At 69.9% G+C, this 16,873-nt stretch carries 22 protein-coding genes; 8 read left to right on the forward strand and 14 right to left on the reverse strand.

Annotated features, from left to right (window positions below; translation table 11 throughout):
* Nucleotides 1–38 precede the first annotated feature (38 nt).
* The 9 genes from rpsD to VEB62_RS01235 form a co-directional block, all read right to left on the reverse strand.
* Nucleotides 39–656 carry a 30S ribosomal protein S4 gene (rpsD, locus tag VEB62_RS01195; protein ID WP_324794645.1) on the reverse strand — a complete coding sequence of 206 codons (618 nt, stop codon included), beginning with the start codon at nt 654–656 and terminating at the stop codon, nt 39–41.
* Between the two features lie 147 nt (nt 657–803).
* Nucleotides 804–1,748 (reverse strand): MBL fold metallo-hydrolase, encoded by a 945-nt coding sequence (locus tag VEB62_RS01200; protein WP_324794646.1) that lies wholly within the window; start codon nt 1,746–1,748, stop codon nt 804–806.
* Nucleotides 1,749–1,833: 85 nt separating this feature from the next.
* Nucleotides 1,834–2,448: a superoxide dismutase gene (locus VEB62_RS01205; protein ID WP_324794648.1), complete on the reverse strand. Its 615-nt coding sequence runs from the start codon at nt 2,446–2,448 to the stop codon at nt 1,834–1,836.
* A gap of 88 nt (nt 2,449–2,536) precedes the next feature.
* Nucleotides 2,537–2,770: a hypothetical protein gene (locus VEB62_RS01210; RefSeq protein ID WP_324794650.1), complete on the reverse strand. Its 234-nt coding sequence runs from the start codon at nt 2,768–2,770 to the stop codon at nt 2,537–2,539.
* A gap of 19 nt (nt 2,771–2,789) precedes the next feature.
* Nucleotides 2,790–3,755: a DUF4350 domain-containing protein gene (locus VEB62_RS01215; protein ID WP_324794651.1), complete on the reverse strand. Its 966-nt coding sequence runs from the start codon at nt 3,753–3,755 to the stop codon at nt 2,790–2,792.
* 42 nt (nt 3,756–3,797) lie between these two features.
* Complete coding sequence (fghA, locus tag VEB62_RS01220) at nt 3,798–4,631, reverse strand: S-formylglutathione hydrolase (protein WP_324794652.1); 834 nt, start codon at nt 4,629–4,631, stop codon at nt 3,798–3,800.
* Between the two features lie 144 nt (nt 4,632–4,775).
* Entirely contained in the window at nt 4,776–5,159 is a 384-nt protein-coding gene (locus VEB62_RS01225; protein WP_324794653.1) for a VOC family protein, read from the reverse strand.
* Nucleotides 5,160–5,228: 69 nt separating this feature from the next.
* Nucleotides 5,229–5,597 carry a VOC family protein gene (locus VEB62_RS01230; protein ID WP_324794655.1) on the reverse strand — a complete coding sequence of 123 codons (369 nt, stop codon included), beginning with the start codon at nt 5,595–5,597 and terminating at the stop codon, nt 5,229–5,231.
* A 457-nt stretch (nt 5,598–6,054) separates the two neighbouring features.
* Nucleotides 6,055–7,161, reverse strand: coding sequence for an S-(hydroxymethyl)glutathione dehydrogenase/class III alcohol dehydrogenase (locus VEB62_RS01235; RefSeq protein ID WP_324794657.1), 1,107 nt, complete (start codon nt 7,159–7,161; stop codon nt 6,055–6,057).
* A gap of 169 nt (nt 7,162–7,330) precedes the next feature.
* On the opposite strand from VEB62_RS01235, the gene VEB62_RS01240 reads away from it, so the two are divergent.
* Both VEB62_RS01240 and VEB62_RS01245 read left to right on the forward strand, forming a co-directional pair.
* Nucleotides 7,331–7,573, forward strand: coding sequence for a hypothetical protein (locus VEB62_RS01240; RefSeq protein ID WP_324794659.1), 243 nt, complete (start codon nt 7,331–7,333; stop codon nt 7,571–7,573).
* A gap of 36 nt (nt 7,574–7,609) precedes the next feature.
* Complete coding sequence (locus tag VEB62_RS01245; protein ID WP_324794661.1) at nt 7,610–8,320, forward strand: NAD-dependent deacylase; 711 nt, start codon at nt 7,610–7,612, stop codon at nt 8,318–8,320.
* On the opposite strand, the gene VEB62_RS01250 is transcribed toward VEB62_RS01245, so the two are convergent.
* The 3 genes from VEB62_RS01250 to VEB62_RS01260 are packed head-to-tail and all read right to left on the reverse strand — an operon-like array spanning nt 8,317 to nt 10,738.
* Complete coding sequence (locus tag VEB62_RS01250) at nt 8,317–9,090, reverse strand: RNA methyltransferase (protein WP_324794663.1); 774 nt, start codon at nt 9,088–9,090, stop codon at nt 8,317–8,319. The genes VEB62_RS01245 and VEB62_RS01250 overlap by 4 nt on opposite strands.
* 10 nt (nt 9,091–9,100) lie before the next feature.
* Nucleotides 9,101–10,123, reverse strand: coding sequence for a phospholipase C/P1 nuclease family protein (locus VEB62_RS01255; RefSeq protein WP_324794664.1), 1,023 nt, complete (start codon nt 10,121–10,123; stop codon nt 9,101–9,103).
* A gap of 30 nt (nt 10,124–10,153) precedes the next feature.
* Entirely contained in the window at nt 10,154–10,738 is a 585-nt protein-coding gene (locus VEB62_RS01260; protein ID WP_324794665.1) for a glutathione S-transferase family protein, read from the reverse strand.
* Nucleotides 10,739–10,956: 218 nt separating this feature from the next.
* Here VEB62_RS01260 and VEB62_RS01265 point away from each other — a divergent pair, with 218 nt between their 5' ends.
* The 4 genes from VEB62_RS01265 (at nt 10,957) to VEB62_RS01280 (ending at nt 14,208) form a co-directional block, all read left to right on the forward strand.
* On the forward strand, nt 10,957–11,568 hold the full coding sequence (locus VEB62_RS01265) for a 3D domain-containing protein (protein ID WP_324794666.1): 612 nt from the start codon (nt 10,957–10,959) through the stop codon (nt 11,566–11,568).
* 89 nt (nt 11,569–11,657) lie between these two features.
* Nucleotides 11,658–12,029, forward strand: coding sequence for a BlaI/MecI/CopY family transcriptional regulator (locus VEB62_RS01270; protein ID WP_324794667.1), 372 nt, complete (start codon nt 11,658–11,660; stop codon nt 12,027–12,029).
* On the forward strand, nt 12,029–13,780 hold the full coding sequence (locus tag VEB62_RS01275; RefSeq protein WP_324794669.1) for a M56 family metallopeptidase: 1,752 nt from the start codon (nt 12,029–12,031) through the stop codon (nt 13,778–13,780). The genes VEB62_RS01270 and VEB62_RS01275 overlap by 1 nt, the downstream gene beginning before the upstream one ends.
* 101 nt (nt 13,781–13,881) lie before the next feature.
* Nucleotides 13,882–14,208 carry a UrcA family protein gene (locus VEB62_RS01280; protein ID WP_324794672.1) on the forward strand — a complete coding sequence of 109 codons (327 nt, stop codon included), beginning with the start codon at nt 13,882–13,884 and terminating at the stop codon, nt 14,206–14,208.
* Nucleotides 14,209–14,212: 4 nt separating this feature from the next.
* On the opposite strand, the gene VEB62_RS01285 is transcribed toward VEB62_RS01280, so the two are convergent.
* Nucleotides 14,213–14,536 carry an Mpo1-like protein gene (locus tag VEB62_RS01285; protein ID WP_324794673.1) on the reverse strand — a complete coding sequence of 108 codons (324 nt, stop codon included), beginning with the start codon at nt 14,534–14,536 and terminating at the stop codon, nt 14,213–14,215.
* 97 nt (nt 14,537–14,633) lie between these two features.
* Here VEB62_RS01285 and VEB62_RS01290 point away from each other — a divergent pair, with 97 nt between their 5' ends.
* Nucleotides 14,634–15,347, forward strand: a complete 714-nt coding sequence (locus VEB62_RS01290) for a YbhB/YbcL family Raf kinase inhibitor-like protein (RefSeq protein ID WP_324794675.1) — start codon at nt 14,634–14,636, stop codon at nt 15,345–15,347.
* 58 nt (nt 15,348–15,405) lie between these two features.
* Nucleotides 15,406–16,227, forward strand: coding sequence for a glycoside hydrolase family 16 protein (locus VEB62_RS01295; protein ID WP_324794677.1), 822 nt, complete (start codon nt 15,406–15,408; stop codon nt 16,225–16,227).
* Nucleotides 16,228–16,236: 9 nt separating this feature from the next.
* Here VEB62_RS01295 and VEB62_RS01300 read toward each other — a convergent pair whose 3' ends face one another.
* On the reverse strand, nt 16,237–16,767 hold the full coding sequence (locus tag VEB62_RS01300; protein ID WP_324794679.1) for a hypothetical protein: 531 nt from the start codon (nt 16,765–16,767) through the stop codon (nt 16,237–16,239).
* Nucleotides 16,768–16,873 lie beyond the last annotated feature (106 nt).

A 16,873-nucleotide genomic window follows, 5' to 3' on the forward strand; every position in this document is an offset into this window, starting at 1 on the left:
CGAGCATAGCGCCACAAAAGGTCGTAATCGCGAAGCGATTACGACGAGTAGTACTCGACCACCAGGTTCGGCTCCATCTTCACCGGGAACGGCACGTCGGCCAGCTCCGGCACGCGGACGTAGCGGACCGAGAAGCCGCGGTCGCCCAGTTCCAGATAGTCGGGAACGTCACGCTCCGACGACTGCTGGGCCTCGAGCACCAGCGCCATGGCGCGGGACTTTTCCTTGACCTCGACGACCTGGCCCGGCTTGACCCGGTACGAGGCGATGTCGACCTTCTTGCCGTCGACGGTCACGTGGCCATGGCTGACGAACTGGCGGGCGGCCCAGACGGTCGGAACGAATTTGGCGCGGTAGACGATGGCGTCCAGGCGGGACTCCAGCAGGCCGATCAGGTTCTCGGAGCTGTTGCCCTTGCGGCGCGAGGCTTCGTCATAGGTCGCCGAGAACTGCTTCTCGGTGATGTTGCCGTAGTAGCCCTTCAGCTTCTGCTTGGCCTTCAGCTGCAGGCCGAAGTCCGAGACTTTCGACTTGCGGCGCTGGCCGTGCTGGCCGGGGCCGTAGGAACGCTTGTTGACCGGGGATTTCGAGCGGCCCCAGAGGTTTTCACCCATGACCCGGTCGAGTTTGTACTTGGCGCTGTGGCGCTTGGACATAAGTCACTCTCAATATGATGCGGCCCGGTCCCTCCCCAACTGGAGGGACGATCTCAACGGCGGTCCACGCATCGTCCGTAGTGGATCACGCAACGCGGCGAGCCGGTGGCGTGAAGGCGGGGCTTATGACCGTCGCCCCCTCCCGAGTCAAGGCGCCGCCTGATCCTCCGGCGCCCAGACGAAGCCGTCGTCGCGGCGCTGAAACCTGCCGATCCCGGGGAACGGGAAGTGGACGCCGTAGATCCTCAGGCTCCCCGAGGCGCCGCGATCCAGCAGGATCTGGCGCGTGCGGATCGCCGCGGCGCTGTCGCTGTCCCAGCCGTTGACCAGTTCCGGCCGCTGAACCGAGATCAGCGAACTGTGCAGGGCGTCGCCGATGTAGAGCAGGCGGTCGGCGCCCGACACGATCTCAAACCCGCTATGGCCGGGGGTGTGCCCGGCCAGGGGCGCCGCCTTGATCGAGGGCGTCACCTGCGCACCGGGGGCGAACGTCTCCACCCTGGGGGTTATGGCCGCCAGCAGCGGACCGGCCCCCGCCTCCGCCGCTCCGGCCCTGGCGTAGTCCCACTCCGCTTCGCTCATGCGAATCACGGCGTTGGGGAAGGTCAGCCGGCCATCGGCTCCGGCGAGTCCGCCGACGTGATCGCCGTGGGCGTGCGAGATCAACACGTCGGTGACCTGCCCCGGCTCCACGCCCGCCGCCCGCAGCGAGGCCAGCAGCTTGCCCTCCGTGCCCATCTGGCCGCCGGCGCCCGAATCGATCAGCACCACCCGGTCGCCGTCCCGCACCAGCAGCGGCTGGATCGGCAGGTGAACCTGCCCGTCCGCCTGGCCCGCGGCGGTCAGCAGCGCGGTGACCCCGTCGACATCGGCCCACGGGCTCGTCTCCCTGTCCGACGCCCGGAAGACCAGTTCGCCGTCCCTCAGCGCCGTCGCCTCGAGGGCGCCGATGCGGAAGGCGTGAATGTCCGGAATGGCCGCGGCCGCCGGGGCGGGCGGCGCGGCCTTCTTCTCTGCCTCTGGCGAGCAGGCGCCGGCGCCCATGGCGGCGAGGATCAGGCCGGCGGCGGCGAGGCGGGCGTAAAAGGTCATGGTCGGCTCCGACGAAGGTCCGCGGCTATGCTTGTTTGGGGGGCCGTGGCGCCCGACGCCGGGACGCCGGGCGCGAACGACCGGCTCAGGCCGTCGCCGCCGCGAACAGTTCGTTGGCCTTGTTCCAGTTCACCACCGTCCAGAAGGCCTTCAGATAGTCGGCCCGGCGGTTCTGGTACTTCAGGTAATAGGCGTGCTCCCAGACGTCGGCCGCCAGCACGACGGCGCCCTTCTCTTCGGCCACGTCCATCAGCGGATTGTCCTGGTTCGGCGTCGAACTCACTTTGAGTTTGCCGTCCTGGACGACCAGCCAGGCCCAGCCCGAGCCGAACTGCCCGGCGCCGGCGGCGTTGAAGTCTTCCTTGAACCTGTCCATCCCGCCGAGGTCGCGGTCGATGGCCGCCGCCAGTTCCGCCGACGGTTCGCCGGTCCGCCCGACCGGGGCCAGCAGTTCCCAGAACAGGCTGTGGTTCCAGTGGCCGCCGCCGTTGTTGCGGATCGCCTTGGGCAGTTTCGACACGCTCTCGAATATCTGCTCCAGCGACTGGCCCTGGAGCGGGGCGATGGCGTCCACCGCCTTGTTCAGGTTGTCGACATAGGTCTGGTGGTGCTTGTCGTGGTGGAAGGTCATCGTCTCCTTGTCGATGGCCGGCTCCAGCGCGTCATAGGCATACGGGAGGGGCGGAAGCGTAAAGGCCATGGGGAGGCTCCTTCGACAGGGTTCGGGGAGCCCTCATCTAGGCGCCCGTACGCCGAACCCAAGCCCGGTCGCCCGGATTCTGTTCCGCTCAGGCGTCCGGCAGATTGGCCTTCAGGCAGTCGCGCACCGCCCGCCGCAGGTCGCCCGGAGCCGAGACGAAATCCACGCCCTCGGCGTCGAACACGGCCCGGGTCGCCGCGTCCAGCCCGTTCGGCAGGGCTGCGAGCACCCGCTTCTCGCCCTTGGGATGCAGGCAGAAGCCGACCTCCCGGCACAGGGCGGCGAACATCTCGTCATAGGCGGAACTGGAAGCGTCGGTCATGGCCGTCCCTTAGCACGCTTCAGGGCAGCAGGCCGGTCAGCCAGTGCATAATGTTCAGGCCGAAGCGCGCATTGCCGGGGGCGACATTCATGCCGAAGCGCCGGTCGGCCTGGCCGCTCCCGGGCGGGAAGCGGATCAGCTGGGCCGACAGCATACCGGCCTCGCCCAGCACCACCACCCGGCCCAGACCGTACTCGAAGGCCAGGCCCTGGGCCGGCAGCGCCGGCTTCGACAACGCCTCCAGCACGGCGTCTCGCGACTCCGCCTCCGTCTTCAGCCGGTCGGCCAGCGCCTGCAGCGTGGGCAAGTCCCGCGACTCGCGCGCGCCGGCCGCCATCGGCAGCAGCACCGCCGCCCCGGCGGGGCCCTCCAGCGACTGGCCGGTGAAGGCGGTCACGCCCTCCACCCGCTCAGCGGCGTCGCGGCCGGCGAAGATCGGATGGTCCCCCAACGCTTCGGCCGGATACGTCAGGGTGGTCGTCGGCTCGCCGTCCGGGGTCATCGCAAAGGCGTAGCCCGTGGCCATCTTCACCCCGAACCGCGCCGCCAGTCCCTCCGCCGCCGCTCCGAACGGCGCATGGTCGGCGATCAGCAGCAGCTTGCCGCCCGCCCGGACCCACGCCTCCAGCGCCGCCCCTTCCGCCTCGGTGAAGGCCGGCGGCGTCGGTCGCTCGTCCGTCGCGCCCGCATTGGCGATGACCAGCACGTCCACACCCTCCAGCCCGCCGGCGTCGAACGCCAGCGCGCCGGCGCGCGTCCGGTAGCCGTCCGCTCTAAGCAGGGCCGCGAAGGGCGAATACCGCCCCTCCATCCGGTGGAAATTGGCGTGCGCCTCGTCGATCACCACGACCGGCCCCTGCCCCTCGGCCCAGGCCGGGCGCTCCACGGCCGGCCTGAAGTCCGGATCGACCATCTGCTGGGCCTGCGCGGGCGCGACGACGGCAGCCATGGCCATCAGACCCAACGCGAATGCAAGCCGCCGCATGAGACACCCTCCGGTTCGGACGGCGAACCTATCATGGACCGGTCAGGACTTCAGTCGCGCCGCATGAAAGGCGACATGATCGGCGATGAAACTGGTCATGAAGAAGTAGGAGTGGTCGTAGCCGGGCTGCATCCGCAGGGAGAGTTTCTGGCCCGCCGCGCCCGCCGCCGCCTGCAACAACTCCGGCTTCAGCTGTTCGGTCAGGAAAGGATCGGCGTCGCCCTGGTCGATCAGGATGTCGTCGTAGCAGCCGCCTCCAACCTCCGCCTCGATCAGCCGCGCCGCGTCGTGCTCCGCCCACGCCGCCCGATCGTCGCCCAGATAGGCCGTGAACGCCTTCTCGCCCCACGGACAGCGCGTCGGCGAGGCGATCGGGGCGAAGGCCGATACCGACCGGAACAGGTGCGGATGCCTGAGCGCCAGCGTCAGCGCCCCATGCCCGCCCATCGAATGGCCCGAAATCGCCCGCGCCTTCGTGGTCGGGAATTCGGCGTCGACCAGTCCGATCAGCTCGTCGACGACATAGGACTCCATACGGAAGTGCGGCGTCCACGGCGCCTGCGTCGCGTCGACATAGAAGCCCGCGCCCTGCCCGAGGTCCCAGGCGTCGTCATCCGCCACGCCCTCGCCGCGCGGCGAGGTGTCGGGCGCCGCCACGATCACCCCGTGCTCGGCCGCCGCTGCGTAGGCGCCGGCCTTGGTGGTGAAATTGTCCTCGGTGCAGGTCAGGCCCGACAGCCAGATCAGCACCGGAAACGGCCCCTCCCCCGGCGGAGTGAACACCGACAGGGTCATCGGCGTGCCGGTGGTCCTGCTGTCGTGCCGCAGATAGCGGAGGGTTCCGCCGTGGACGGCGTGGGTCTTCAGGGTTTCCATATTCCGCTCATCCCGGCGAAAGCCGGGACCCAGTTCTGTCCAGCGTGACGCCGGTGCTTCGTGACATCGTTCCGGCCAGTCTAGACAGACCGATCTTCCAAAGCACTGGTTCCCGGCTTTCGCCGGGATGGGCGGTGAAGGGGGTCACGGCATCCGGTGCAGGGCGCAGATCTTGTTGCCGTCCGGGTCACGCAGATAGGCGAGGTACAGCTTCCCGAACGCGCCCTCCCGGAGGCCCGGCGGGTCCTCGATCGACCGGCCGCCCGCCGCCACGCCCGCGTCATGGAAGGCATGGACCATCTCGGGCGTCTTCGCCGCGAAGCCCAGCGTGCCGCCGTTGGCGTGGCAGGCCGGTTCGCCGTCGATCGGCTTGCCGATGGCGAAGGCGCCGTGCGCCGTCCGCCACCAGTAGCGCCCCTTCGGGTCGGGACCGCTGGCGGACTCAATTCCCAACGCGCCCAGCGCGGCGTCGTAGAACCGGCGCGACGCCTCGACGTCGTTCGCGCCGACGGTGATATGGGTGAACATGGCGGCCTCCCCTGCCCCTGAACCGATGTCCGTTTCTTTAAGGAACCGACGCGAGAAGGCAAGTCGCCTTCAGCCGCCGCCCGGGTCATCCGGATCAGGGAAGAACAGTTGGTTGCCGGCGGGATCCGCGACCACCCACATGCGATAGCCCCACCATCCCTCGGTGCAGGCGACGCCCCTGGCTCCCAGCATCTCCGGCAATGCCTTCCAGTCCGCAGGCGTCAGCGAGATGAACAGCATCCCCATCCCGATCTTGTCCGGCCACTGGCTGGTCAGGATGATCTCGCAGCCGCCCCGCTGCACCTGGGCGACGAAGGCCTTTTCGTCTCCCTCGGCGAAACGCCAGGCTTCCGAGAAACCGAGCTTCTCGACGTAAAAGGCCGAGGCGGCTTCGACATCCGCCACCAACAGCATGGGACGCGAATACCAGTCGGCCATCGATTGGCTCCTCCTATCGACTAGGGCGCCGTCGGACGAACTGAGTCAGCGAGCGCCCGAGCCCGACTCGCCTGGCCCTCGGTCAGGCCCGGGACTGTCCAGACATGTAACCTCGAAGGCCAGTCGTAAGACGTGCTCCATAGATGCTCAGTTTGGCCAAGGGTACGGCTCGTGATCCTCTTCGTCTCTCTTTGATCGTCAGTGTCAGCCGGGGTTGGAAAATCCGGGTAGTCCCCAACATAGACACCCACCAGAACGACCCCATCGACGCTGAGGTCATAGACCTTGAAATCGAGCGCTCCAGGTCTGGCCGCAACCGTAACCGTTTCTGGGAAGTCGAAGTCAAAAGCGTTTCGGCCCCGCGCATCCATAGTTTCGCCAGGTGGATTGATGGCTTTCGGTTGGCCCTGAGTGCAGCCTGCCAACGCCAAGGCCAGCAGGGCCACGACCAGCCTCATCAGAACACCACCACGGACCGGATGCTCTCGCCCGCATGCATCAGGTCGAACGCCTCGTTGATCCGCTCCAGCGGCAGCGTATGCGTGATCATCGGGTCGATCTCGATCTTCCCGTCCATGTACCAGTCGACCACCTTCGGCGTGTCCGTCCGCCCGCGCGCGCCGCCGAAGGCCGAGCCGCGCCACACCCGCCCGGTGACCAGCTGGAACGGCCGTGTAGCGATCTCCTTGCCCGCCTCGGCCACGCCGATGATCACGCTCTCGCCCCAACCGCGGTGGCAGGCCTCCAGCGCCTGGCGCATCACCGTGGTGTTGCCGGTGCAGTCGAAGGTGTAGTCCCCCCCGCCCCCGGTCAGCTCGACCAGATGCGCCACCACGTCGTCGACCGACTTCGGGTTGACGAAATGGGTCATGCCGAAGCGCCGGCCCCATTCCTCCTTCGACGGGTTGATATCCACGCCGACGATCATGTCGGCCCCGACCATCTTCAGGCCCTGGATGACGTTCAGCCCGATGCCGCCCAGGCCGAACACCACGCAGTTGGCCCCCGGCTCGACCTTGGCCGTATTGACCACCGCGCCGACGCCCGTGGTCACGCCGCAGCCGACGTAGCAGGCCTTGTCGAACGGCGCGTCCTTGCGGATCTTCGCCACCGCGATCTCGGGCAGCACCGTGTAGTTCGAGAAGGTCGAACAGCCCATGTAGTGGGCGATCGCCTGCCCCTTGTACGAAAACCGGGACGTGCCGTCGGGCATCAGCCCCTTGCCCTGGGTCGCGCGGATGGCGGTGCACAGGTTGGTCTTGCGGCTGAGGCAGCTTTTACATTGCCGGCATTCCGGCGTGTACAGCGGGATTACATGGTCGCCGACCGCGACAGAGGTCACACCGGCGCCCACCTCGACCACCACCCCCGCGCCCTCGTGGCCCAGGATCGACGGGAAGATGCCCTCCGAGTCCAGCCCGTCCAGCGTATAGGCGTCGGTGTGGCAGATGCCCGTCGCCCTGATCTCGACCAGCACCTCCCCGGCGCGCGGCCCCTCCAGATCGACCTCGACGATCTCCAGCGGACGTTTGGCCTCGAAGGCGACGGCGGCGCGGGTTTTCATGGTCGGGTCTCCGAAAGGAATGGCCCTGGATGCTATCCAGCGGGGGCCCGCTCCAGTCCAGACCCTGCTGCAGGTCCACGACGAGATTCAAGGGCCACACGCAATCTTGAGTTGCCGCCGCCTCACGTCCGGCCCACGTTCCGGTCGTCATCAGGAATGGAGGAAGATGATGCGACTTTCCAGATTGATTTCGGCGGCCGTCATCGGCGCCGCGCTCGCGGCCGGCGCGGTCGGGCCGGGGGCGACCCGCACCGCCAATATGCCGGCCGGGGACTATAGTTGGTACAATACCGAGCCGACGCACCCGGGCGCCCAGGTGATCGGTTACATGATCGTGGAGTGTGACGGAACCGTCCGGGGCCCCTACGGCGGCATCTCCGAGTGGGAGGTGTTCACGCCGAACGGCTGCTGAGTCGCTCGAGGTTCGGACGTGCTATTGGCGCGTCCCATGGTGCGTTCGAACCTCGTCATCCTCACAGGTTCCGGCGTTTCGGCCGAGTCCGGCGTGCCGACCTTCCGCGCCGCCGACGGCCTGTGGATGGGTCATCGCGTGCAGGACGTCGCGACGCCGCAGGCCTTCGCCCGCGACCCGGCCCTGGTGCAGGACTTCTACAACCGCCGCCGCCGCCAGCTGTCAGAGGTCCGGCCCAACGCCGCCCACCACGCCCTCGCCGGCCTCGCCGCCCGCTGGGACGGCGACCTTCTGCTGGTCACCCAGAACGTCGACGACCTGCACGACCGCGCCCACGCCGCGACCCCGCCCGCGCCCGGTTTCGCGCTGATCCATATGCACGGCGAACTGCTGAAGGCGCAGTGCACCGCCACCGGCCGCGTCCTCGACTGGCCCGGCGACCTCGCCCCGGACCAGCCCTCGCCCGTCCATCCGCAAGGCCGCCTGCGCCCGCACATCGTCTGGTTCGGCGAGTGGCCGCTGCACATGGACCGGATCGAGGCGGCGCTGGCCCGCTGCGACCTGTTCGTTTCGATCGGCACGTCCGGCTCGGTCTACCCCGCCGCCGGCTTCGTCCAACAGGCCAACGAGGCCGGCGCCCGGACCGTCGAACTCAACCTCGAGCCCTCCCTCGGCCGCCGCCTGTTCGATGAAGGCCGCTACGGACCCGCGACCGAGGTCGTGCCGGCGTTCTGCGCCAGCCTCTAGCCCTCGCTGGCCTTTTTCGCGGCCAGCTTGGCCAGCACCCGGCCCCGCCCCTTGGCCAGGGCGTGGATCACCCCCCGGAAGGTCGCCACCTCCTGCTCGGAGAACCCGGCCCGGCCCAGCATCACCCGCAGGTTCTGGCTCATCGACGGCCGCTTCTCGGGCGGATGGAAGAAGCCGCCCTCGTCGAGCTCCTTCTCGAGGTGCTCGTACATGCCGACCAGCAGCGCGTTCGGCGCCGGCGGATCGCCTTCCCGGAACCTCGGCGGCGGCGCGTCGAGGATCAGGGTCCGCCACTCATAGGCGTTGATCGCCACCGCCTGCGCCAGGTTCAGCGACTGATGGCGCGGGTCGATCGGGATGGTGACGATGCCCTGGGTCAGGGCGATGTCGGTGGTCTCCAGCCCCGCCCGCTCGCCCCCGAACAGCAGGCCGGTCGCCAGGCCCGAGGCCCGGTCGTCATACAGCAGTCGCGCCGACTCCCGCGGCGTCCGCACCGGCATCCGCGTCTCGCGCGGCCGGGCCGTGGTCGAGAACACGGTGTTCAGATCGGCGATGGCCTCCGCCACGCTGCCGAACACCTTCACCCCGTCCAGCACCCAGTCGGCGCCCGAGGCCGTGGCCCAGGCCCGCTCCTGCGGCCAGCCGTCGCGCGGGCTGACGAGGCGCAGTTCGGACAGGCCGAAATTGGCCATCACCCGCGCCACCGCGCCGATGTTTTCGGCCATCTGCGACTTGTCGAGGATGACGACGGGCGGGGTCAGTTCACTCAAAGGCCCAACCTCAATCCTCCCCGTACATGGCCAGCCACGGGTCGGCGGTCCCGGCCTCGACCTCGGCCACCTTGACCGCCGGCCAGCCGATCGAGTCGTCGGCGGAATCCCGCCAGGCCAGAATGTACAGGTCGCGCAGCTCCGACGCCCCCGCCGCCAGCCGCGCCGTCACGAACGCCCCGCCGCGCGCATCGCTCTCCACGAACCCGCCGGCCTTCTCCAGCCGGTAGAACGGCAGCACCTCCGCCAGCGTCGTCTTCAGATAGGCCGGAACCCGCGCGCGCAGGTCGAACCCGTCCAGCCTCGGGGCCGCCATCGCCGCCTCGACCGCGTCCAGCCGCGCGACCCGGGCCGTGAACGCGCCCTCGAAGGCGCCGTGCGTCTGACGCGAGGTGGTGAAGCCCTCGGGGTTCGGCGTGTCGCGGTTCCAGCCGTTGTAGTGGATCGTCGTATGGTGCGGCTGCGAGCCGTCGCCGACGTAGTGCCCGAGGTAGCCCATGTCGCGCAGGATCAGCGCCTCGCGCCGCAGCCGGTCCTCGCGGTACCAGGCGCGCTTGCCCGGATCACTCTCGCGCGCCTCGGCGGCGTTCAGCACCCGCCATGTGGCGAAGTCGCGCACCAGCTGCTGATAGCCGTCCTGGATGGCGTAGGGCAGGTAGCCGGCGTCATCGACGTCCAGCCCGGCGGCGATCAGGGCCGCGTCGTACTCGGACTTCAGGCGCGGCAGGGCGTCGATCGACGGCCCGGCCGCATTCATCACATGCGCCGTGTCGTCCAGGTCGATGAAGTGGGCGGTGTCGCGTTCCCGATCGTGCGGCTGGCCCCCGCCCTTGGTCCGGTCCGGCTCGCGCGACAGTTCCCCGACCTCGGACGCGGCGCCCGGCGTGCGCAGGAAGGCCGGCATCTCCGCGGGCAGGCCGCGCACCGCCGCGACGCCGATCAGCCGGTGGCCGGTGTTGCCCCAGGCCGCCGCCTGCAGGGCCACACCCCCGACGGCGGCGACCGCGAAGGCGGCGATGAGGATGCGCTTCATGGCAGGGCTCCGGCGAACGACGCCGATGCTCTAGCCGATCCCGAACGCGGCCTCCACCCGTCCGATCCAGCGCCGGATCGCCGGATACGGTGTCAGATCGAAATCCCCTTCGTGCGCCACGCGGGTGTAGGCGACCAGCGCCAGGTCGGCCAGCGTCGGGCCGTCCCCCACCAGCCAGTCCCCGCCCGTCAGGGCCGCCTCCATCCGGTCGAGCGCCGCCCGCCCCCGCTCCATCAGCCTCGGCTCGATCTCGGCGGCCGGCTTGCCGGCGAGGGCGCGCTGGAAGCGGACCACGGCGATGTAGGGTTCGTGACTGTACTGCTCCCAGAACAGCCACTCGTACATACGGGCCCGGTCCCATGGATCGGCCGGAACATACGGCGTGCCCTCGCCGAAATAGCCGATGATGGCGTTCGACTGCGCCAGCGCCCGGCCGTCATCGAACACCACGGCCGGGACCTGTCCGGCCGGATTCATCGCCAGGAATTCTGTGGATCGTGTGCGGCCTGACATGACGTCGGTTTCGACCCACCGATAATCATGACCGAGCTTGTCGAGCAACCACTTGACCTTCAAACAGTTTCCCGAACGAATATCTCCATAAACAGTAAGCATCTCGCCCCAGCAAAGTGTTTCTGATCTGCGAATACAGCTGACAGATTTGCCCGCGTTGGCCAAACGAGATTCGACGTAACCATCACAAGGCCTGCTTATCCACCGTATGACCGGACAGATGGTCACACGTGGAGCGTGAAGTCTGGTTTTCGCCACAATTTTTGACGACAAGCGGCGGGCCGGACGCGTAAGGGGCCGGAGCTTACGCGAGTCGAATCATGCTCGGCAGTGCCGCTGCGTTCGCCCTTTTCTGGGCGATGGCCTTCTCCGCCAATGCGGCGGTCCCGGGTGATCCCGTATCCTACGAAGCCGCGGTCGCAGCCGACCCGGTCGTGGAATCAACGGAACCCGTGGACGAAGGTTCCGACAGCGGCATGACGGCTCTGACCGCCGAGCAGCAGGCGCTGATGGACGCGGATCCCCGCTGGACCGCCCGCGTCAATCTCTACCATGCGGGCGGCGGCGGAGCGACGGGCAACGACAGCCTGGGCTGCCGGCCGATCCCCATGCGCACCATCGCCACGGACCCGCGCTACATCCCCCGCCGCACCCGTCTGTTCATCCCCGAGACGGTCGGCATGCGGATGCCCGACGGCACGCCGCACGACGGCTACTGGTACGCCTCGGACACCGGCGGCGCGATCAAGGGGCAGAAGATCGACCTCTACACCGGCCACGGCCGCGGCTCGATGCAGCCGGCCATGCGCTTCAACCAGCGCCGCCTGACCCTCGTCGACGCGGGCCGCTTCGACGGCTGCCCGCCCTCGTGGGACAGCCAGCCGAGCCAGACCCTGATGGCCTCGGCCAGCGTCAGCGCCGGGTCCAACTAGGCCCGACCGCGCCGGCGGATCCTTACGCCGATTTCATGTGACTCCCTGCTACACCTGTAGCATGCTACGTTTGTAGCAGGAGAGTTGCGATGATCGAGTCCTTGCCCCGACGCGAACGCGAAGTCTTCGAGGTCCTGTGTGGACTCGAGGAAGGCACGGCGAGCGCCGTCCGCGCGGGTCTCAGCGATCCCCCCAGCGATTCCGCCGTACGAACCCTTCTCGGACGGCTGGCGGCCAAGGGGCTGGTGGTCCATCGCACGGTCAATCAGGCCTACGTCTATTCGCCCGCGCCGGTCGCCGCCTCCGTGGCCGAAACGGCCATGCAGCGGCTGGTGCGCACCTTCTTCGACGGGTCGGCCGCCAACGCCGCGACGGCCCTTCTGGGCATGGCCCCGGACCTGAAGGACGACGAGCTCGACGCCCTGCAGAAGATCATCAACGACGCGCGGGAGCGGGGCTGATGACCGCCGCCATGCTGCTGGAGTTCGCCTGGAAGTCCGGCCTTCTCGCCGGCGCGGCCCTGTTTGGCGCGGCCCTGCTCCGGGCCCGTCCGGCCGCCGAACGCGTCGTCGTGCTGCGGCTCGGCGTCGTCATGATCGTCACCCTGCCGGTGTTTGCGCTGCTGATGCCCGCCCTGCGGCTCGATGTTCCTGGCCTCGCAGCGCCGGCTGGAGGGACGATCCCCGCCATCGCCGGGGTGCTGGCCCCGTCCCGGCCCGACGCCGTCGCGGCGTCGCCCGTCTCGCCCCCCGTCGCGTCCCCTGTCGCGGCTGCCGTCCCGCCGGCTCCCGCGCCCCGGCCGGCCGCGCCGGCTTGGCGGATCGATGCGGGGCCGGTCGCAGTCGCCGTCTGGGCCCTGGGAGCCGCCCTCCTGCTGTTTCGCCTCGGCGCGGGCGTGGCTGCGCTGCACCGCTGGACCCGCCGGGCCGAGCCGGTCCGTGATCCGCGCTGGCTGTCCGCCCTCGACCGGGCCGCGCCCGACGGAGCCCGTCCGGTCCTGCGCGCCTCTTCCCGCGTCAGTTCGCCTCTCAGCTGGGGCGTGCGTCCCGCCGTGATCCTGCTGAACGCCGACGCCCTCGGCCAGGCGGGCCGGGCCGACGCCATTCTCACCCACGAGATGGGACACGTGCGCCACGGCGACTGGCTGTTCCTGATGCTGGCGCGGCTGCTCGTCGCCCTCCTGTGGTTCAATCCTCTGGTCTGGCTGCTGCACCGCGAACTGGCGCACCAGTCGGAACAGGCCGCCGACGCCTGGGCCGTCCGGCGCATCGACCGCGCCGACTACGCCACCGCCCTGGTGGCCATGGCCGCCCGGCGCCGCCCGCACGCCGCCCTCGGCATGGCCGCGCCGAAGGGTGAGCTGGCCCGGCGGGTCACCGCCATCATGACCGGGTCGACCGGCCGGGGCCGTCCCTGGCCGACCGCCCTGGCGATCGCCGGCTGCGTCGGTCTCGCCACCCCGCTGGCCGCGTTCGAACCGGGCGCGGCCGCCGTGGCCCCGGTCCTGGAACTCGTCGCGCCCAAGGCCCGTCCCGCGGTCGGCCCTGCCACGCCGGCGCCTGTCGTCAGCGCCGCACCGCTGGCCGCTGCCGCGCCCCGGCCCCTTGGCCTTGCCCCTGCCGCGGGCCAAGGCTCGCCGGTCCTTGAGCATTCCGGCCAAGGGCCCGTCGAGATGGAGGCGGGAGCCGTCCAGATGGAAGACCATGCGCGCGGCATGCGCGCCCTCGCGGCCGGCTTGCCCGATCCGGCCGATCGCGCGAATTTGCTGGCGGAGGCCGACGAACTTGACCGCGAAGCCGCACAGCTGCGCGCGGAATCACGCACCCTGGCCGAAGAACTCCGTACCGTCGGGCCGGCCGCGAACATTGCGGCCAATCAGGCGAGCTTGGCGCTGAACGTCTCGACGGCGGCCGGGAACGCCGCGGCTCTCCAGGTCAACGCCAACTTCAACCTCCGCGCGCCGGATGCAGCGCCTCCGCCGCCGGACACGGCCCGACAGCACGGCCAGGGCGCGGCCGACATGCGGGCCGCCGCCCGGCGGATGCGCCAGACGGCAACCGGAATGGACACCGCCGCCAGCCGGGCCGAGCGACCCCCCGGGCGCCGCACCCCGTCCGGGCTGATCAGCGAGATGCGCGGTCAGGCCGCAGAGCTGCGGCGACAGGCCGACAACCTCGACGCCCAGGCCAGTCAGACCGAAGCCCCGACCTGAACCTGTAACCCGAACCTGATCCCGTCGCCGCGCCCCTCGCGGCCACGCCACCCCCTTGCCTGACGGCAAGACTTTCCAGACCCCAATACCGGAGATCCCCGATGCGACCCCTCGCCATCGTTTGCGGGCTGCTGCTCGCCGCCTGCTCGGCCCTTTCCGCCCATGCGGAGGAACCGGCGCCCCAGGCCCGCTTCAGCTACGGCGACCTGAACCTGCGCGATCCCGCCGACCGCAGGACGCTCGTCGCCCGCGTCGACCAGGCGACCGCCGACTATTGCCGCGATCACAGCGCCGTTGTGACCCCGTATCACCGGCGCGGCGACCGCGCCTATTGCCGGGCGTCTATCCGCGCCCAGTTGACGTGGGCCATGCCGCCGAGGGTTCGCAGCGCCTATCAGACCGCGTGGGCGCGCCGGCCGGTCGGCTGACCGGCTAGAAAGCCCGCTTGCCGGTGACGGTCTCGAAGAACATCCGCCAGTCGCCCATCAGGCTCCACAGCGGATATTTGAACGTCGCCGGCCGGTTCTTCTCGAAGAAGAAATGTCCGACCCAGGCGAAGCCGTAGCCGACCAGCGGCATGGCCAGCAGCCACCACGGGTTCCGCGTCGCGATCGCCGTGGCCAGCACGACCAGCACCAGGGCCGAGCCGACCACATGGATGCGCCGGCAGGTCCGGTTGGAATGCTCATGGATGTAGTGCGGGTAGAAGGCCGAGAAGCTCTGGAAGCGTTCGCCCGCCGGCGCCTGCGTGCTCATGCGCCGACGATGACTCCGCCTCCGGCGCGCCGCAAGTGCACCTCCGGCGCCGAACCTTCCCGGCCCTGCGCGGTTCTCTCCGCAAAGGAGTTCCTCCATGGCCCAGCATCAGCAACCCGAACATTCCGGCGCCGCCATCACCTCCCTGAAGGTCCAGCCCTACCAGGCGCTCGAGATCGTCATGACCTCGCCCGCCATCGACGCCGACGGCTGGCTCTCGGCCGACCACGCCCGGAGCGGCGACGAAACCTCGCCGGCCCTGTCGTGGAGCGGTCTGCTCGAAGCGGCGTCCTGGGCGCTGGTGGTCGAGGATCCCGACGCGCCGCGCGACCAGCCGACGCTCCACTGGCTGGTCTGGAACATCCCGGGCGCCTGGACCCGGCTGCCCGCCGGCCTCGACAAGACCGCCCACCCCGCGGGCTACGACCTGGTGCAGGGCCTCAACAGCCAGGGCCGGCCCGGCTGGATGGGCATGGCGCCGCCCAGGGGCCACGGCCCGCACCGGTATTATTTCCAGCTCTTCGGCCTCGACCGGCGGCTGGATCTCCCCGAGGACATCCCCCTGGTCGAGTTCGTCAATGTCCTGAAGAGCGCGACCATCGCCAAGGGCCAGCTGATCGGCCGGTTCGAGAACCCCGATCCCGTCATGGACGCGCCGTCCACCGCCCGCACCGGCTCCTACGGTCGCGACGAGGGCGACCCGCGTCGGCCCACCGCGGCCGAGGCCAACGCCGGCCGCGGCGGCCTCGACCGGGACGATCCCGACCGCCATGCCCCACACGATCCGGATGGCGTCGTCCGGCCGGACTGATCCCGGCCCGTCACCATCCGTGATCCCCGCCGGCTCCGGGCTCCGCTATCGTCGCCGGATGCGCAGCCTCCTGACCGCCCTGCTCGGCCCCCTTCTGCTCGCCGCCCCGGCCTGCGCCCAGACGCCGCCGCCCGACGGTCCGCCCGGCCACCGCCTCGTCTGGGCCGACGAGTTCGACCGCGACGGCCTGCCCGATCCGGCCCTGTGGACCTGGGACACCCACGCCAACCGCACCGGCTGGTACAACAACGAGCTTCAGTACTACGCCGCCGACCGCCGGGAGAACGCCCGCGTCGAGGACGGCCGCCTGATCGTCGAGGCCCGACGCGAGCGCCTCGAGACCGCCACCGACTGGGGCGGCCAGGCCTATACCTCCGCCCGCATGCTCAGCCGCCAGAGCTGGACGTACGGCGTCATCGAGGCGCGCGCGAAACTGCCCTGCGGCCGCGGGACCTGGCCGGCCATCTGGATGCTGCCGGTCGACCTCGAGGACTGGCCCGGCGACGGCGAGATCGACATCATGGAGCACGTCGGCCACCGCCCCGGCGTGGTCCACGGCACCGTCCACACCGGCCGCTACAACCACGTCGCCAAGACCCAGCGCGGGGCCGAGGTCGCCGTCCCCGACGCCTGCGACGCCTTCCACGTCTACCAGGTCCGCTGGACCCCCGACGCCATCGACTTCGTCCTCGACGGACGGCCGTACTACAGCTTCCCCAACGAGCGCACCGACCGCGCCGCCTGGCCCTTCGACCGCCCCTTCCAGCTGATCCTCAACGTCGCCGTCGGCGGCGACTGGGGCGGGGCCGAGGGCGTCGACGACGCCGCCTTCCCGCAGCGGCTGGAGGTGGACTGGGTCCGGGTCTGGCGGCCGGAGTAGCCGCCGCCGTCAGGTCTCCTCCACCGGCTCCGGTCCCAGCAGCCGCTTCAGCATCGGCCACACCTTCGCCAGCGCCGACAGGAAGCCGACCACCGTCGACACCCACTGGAAGGCGCTCCACATCCAGCCGAACAGATCACCGTCGCCCAGCGCCTGGCTGAGCGGGAACAGCACCTGCGACACCCCGATCTGGAAGGCGGCGTAGGCCTGGGAATACTCGATCGAGCGGTCGGCGAAGAAGGCGATCGCCACCGCCGCCGACACCGGCGCCCACAGCAGCGGCAGCACCAGCAGCCCCGCCAGCAGCACCACCACCAGCTTGGTCCCCACCGTCTCGCGCGAGACCAGGCTGGCCACCACCCCCGCCCCCAGCGCCAGCGCCGTCAGCGCCAGCCCGACCGGCAGCACCAGGTCCGCCGCCGCCATCAGGTCGGTGAACCACAGCCCGGCCAGGATCGCCGCCCCCGACAGCAGGAAGGCCGACACCCAGACGGCGGCGTACTGCCCCAGGCGGCGTTTCAGATGGGCAAGGCTGACCATGGCGAGCGTCCCGTTCGCTGGATCCGATGCGCGCAGCCAATCACGTCCGGCCCGCCCTGTCGATTCGGCGAACGGCGGTCCGGCGGCCTCTTTGCGGAAGCGGGGA

It is taken from the genome of Brevundimonas sp., from assembly GCF_035626975.1.
Lineage (GTDB): Bacteria > Pseudomonadota > Alphaproteobacteria > Caulobacterales > Caulobacteraceae > Brevundimonas.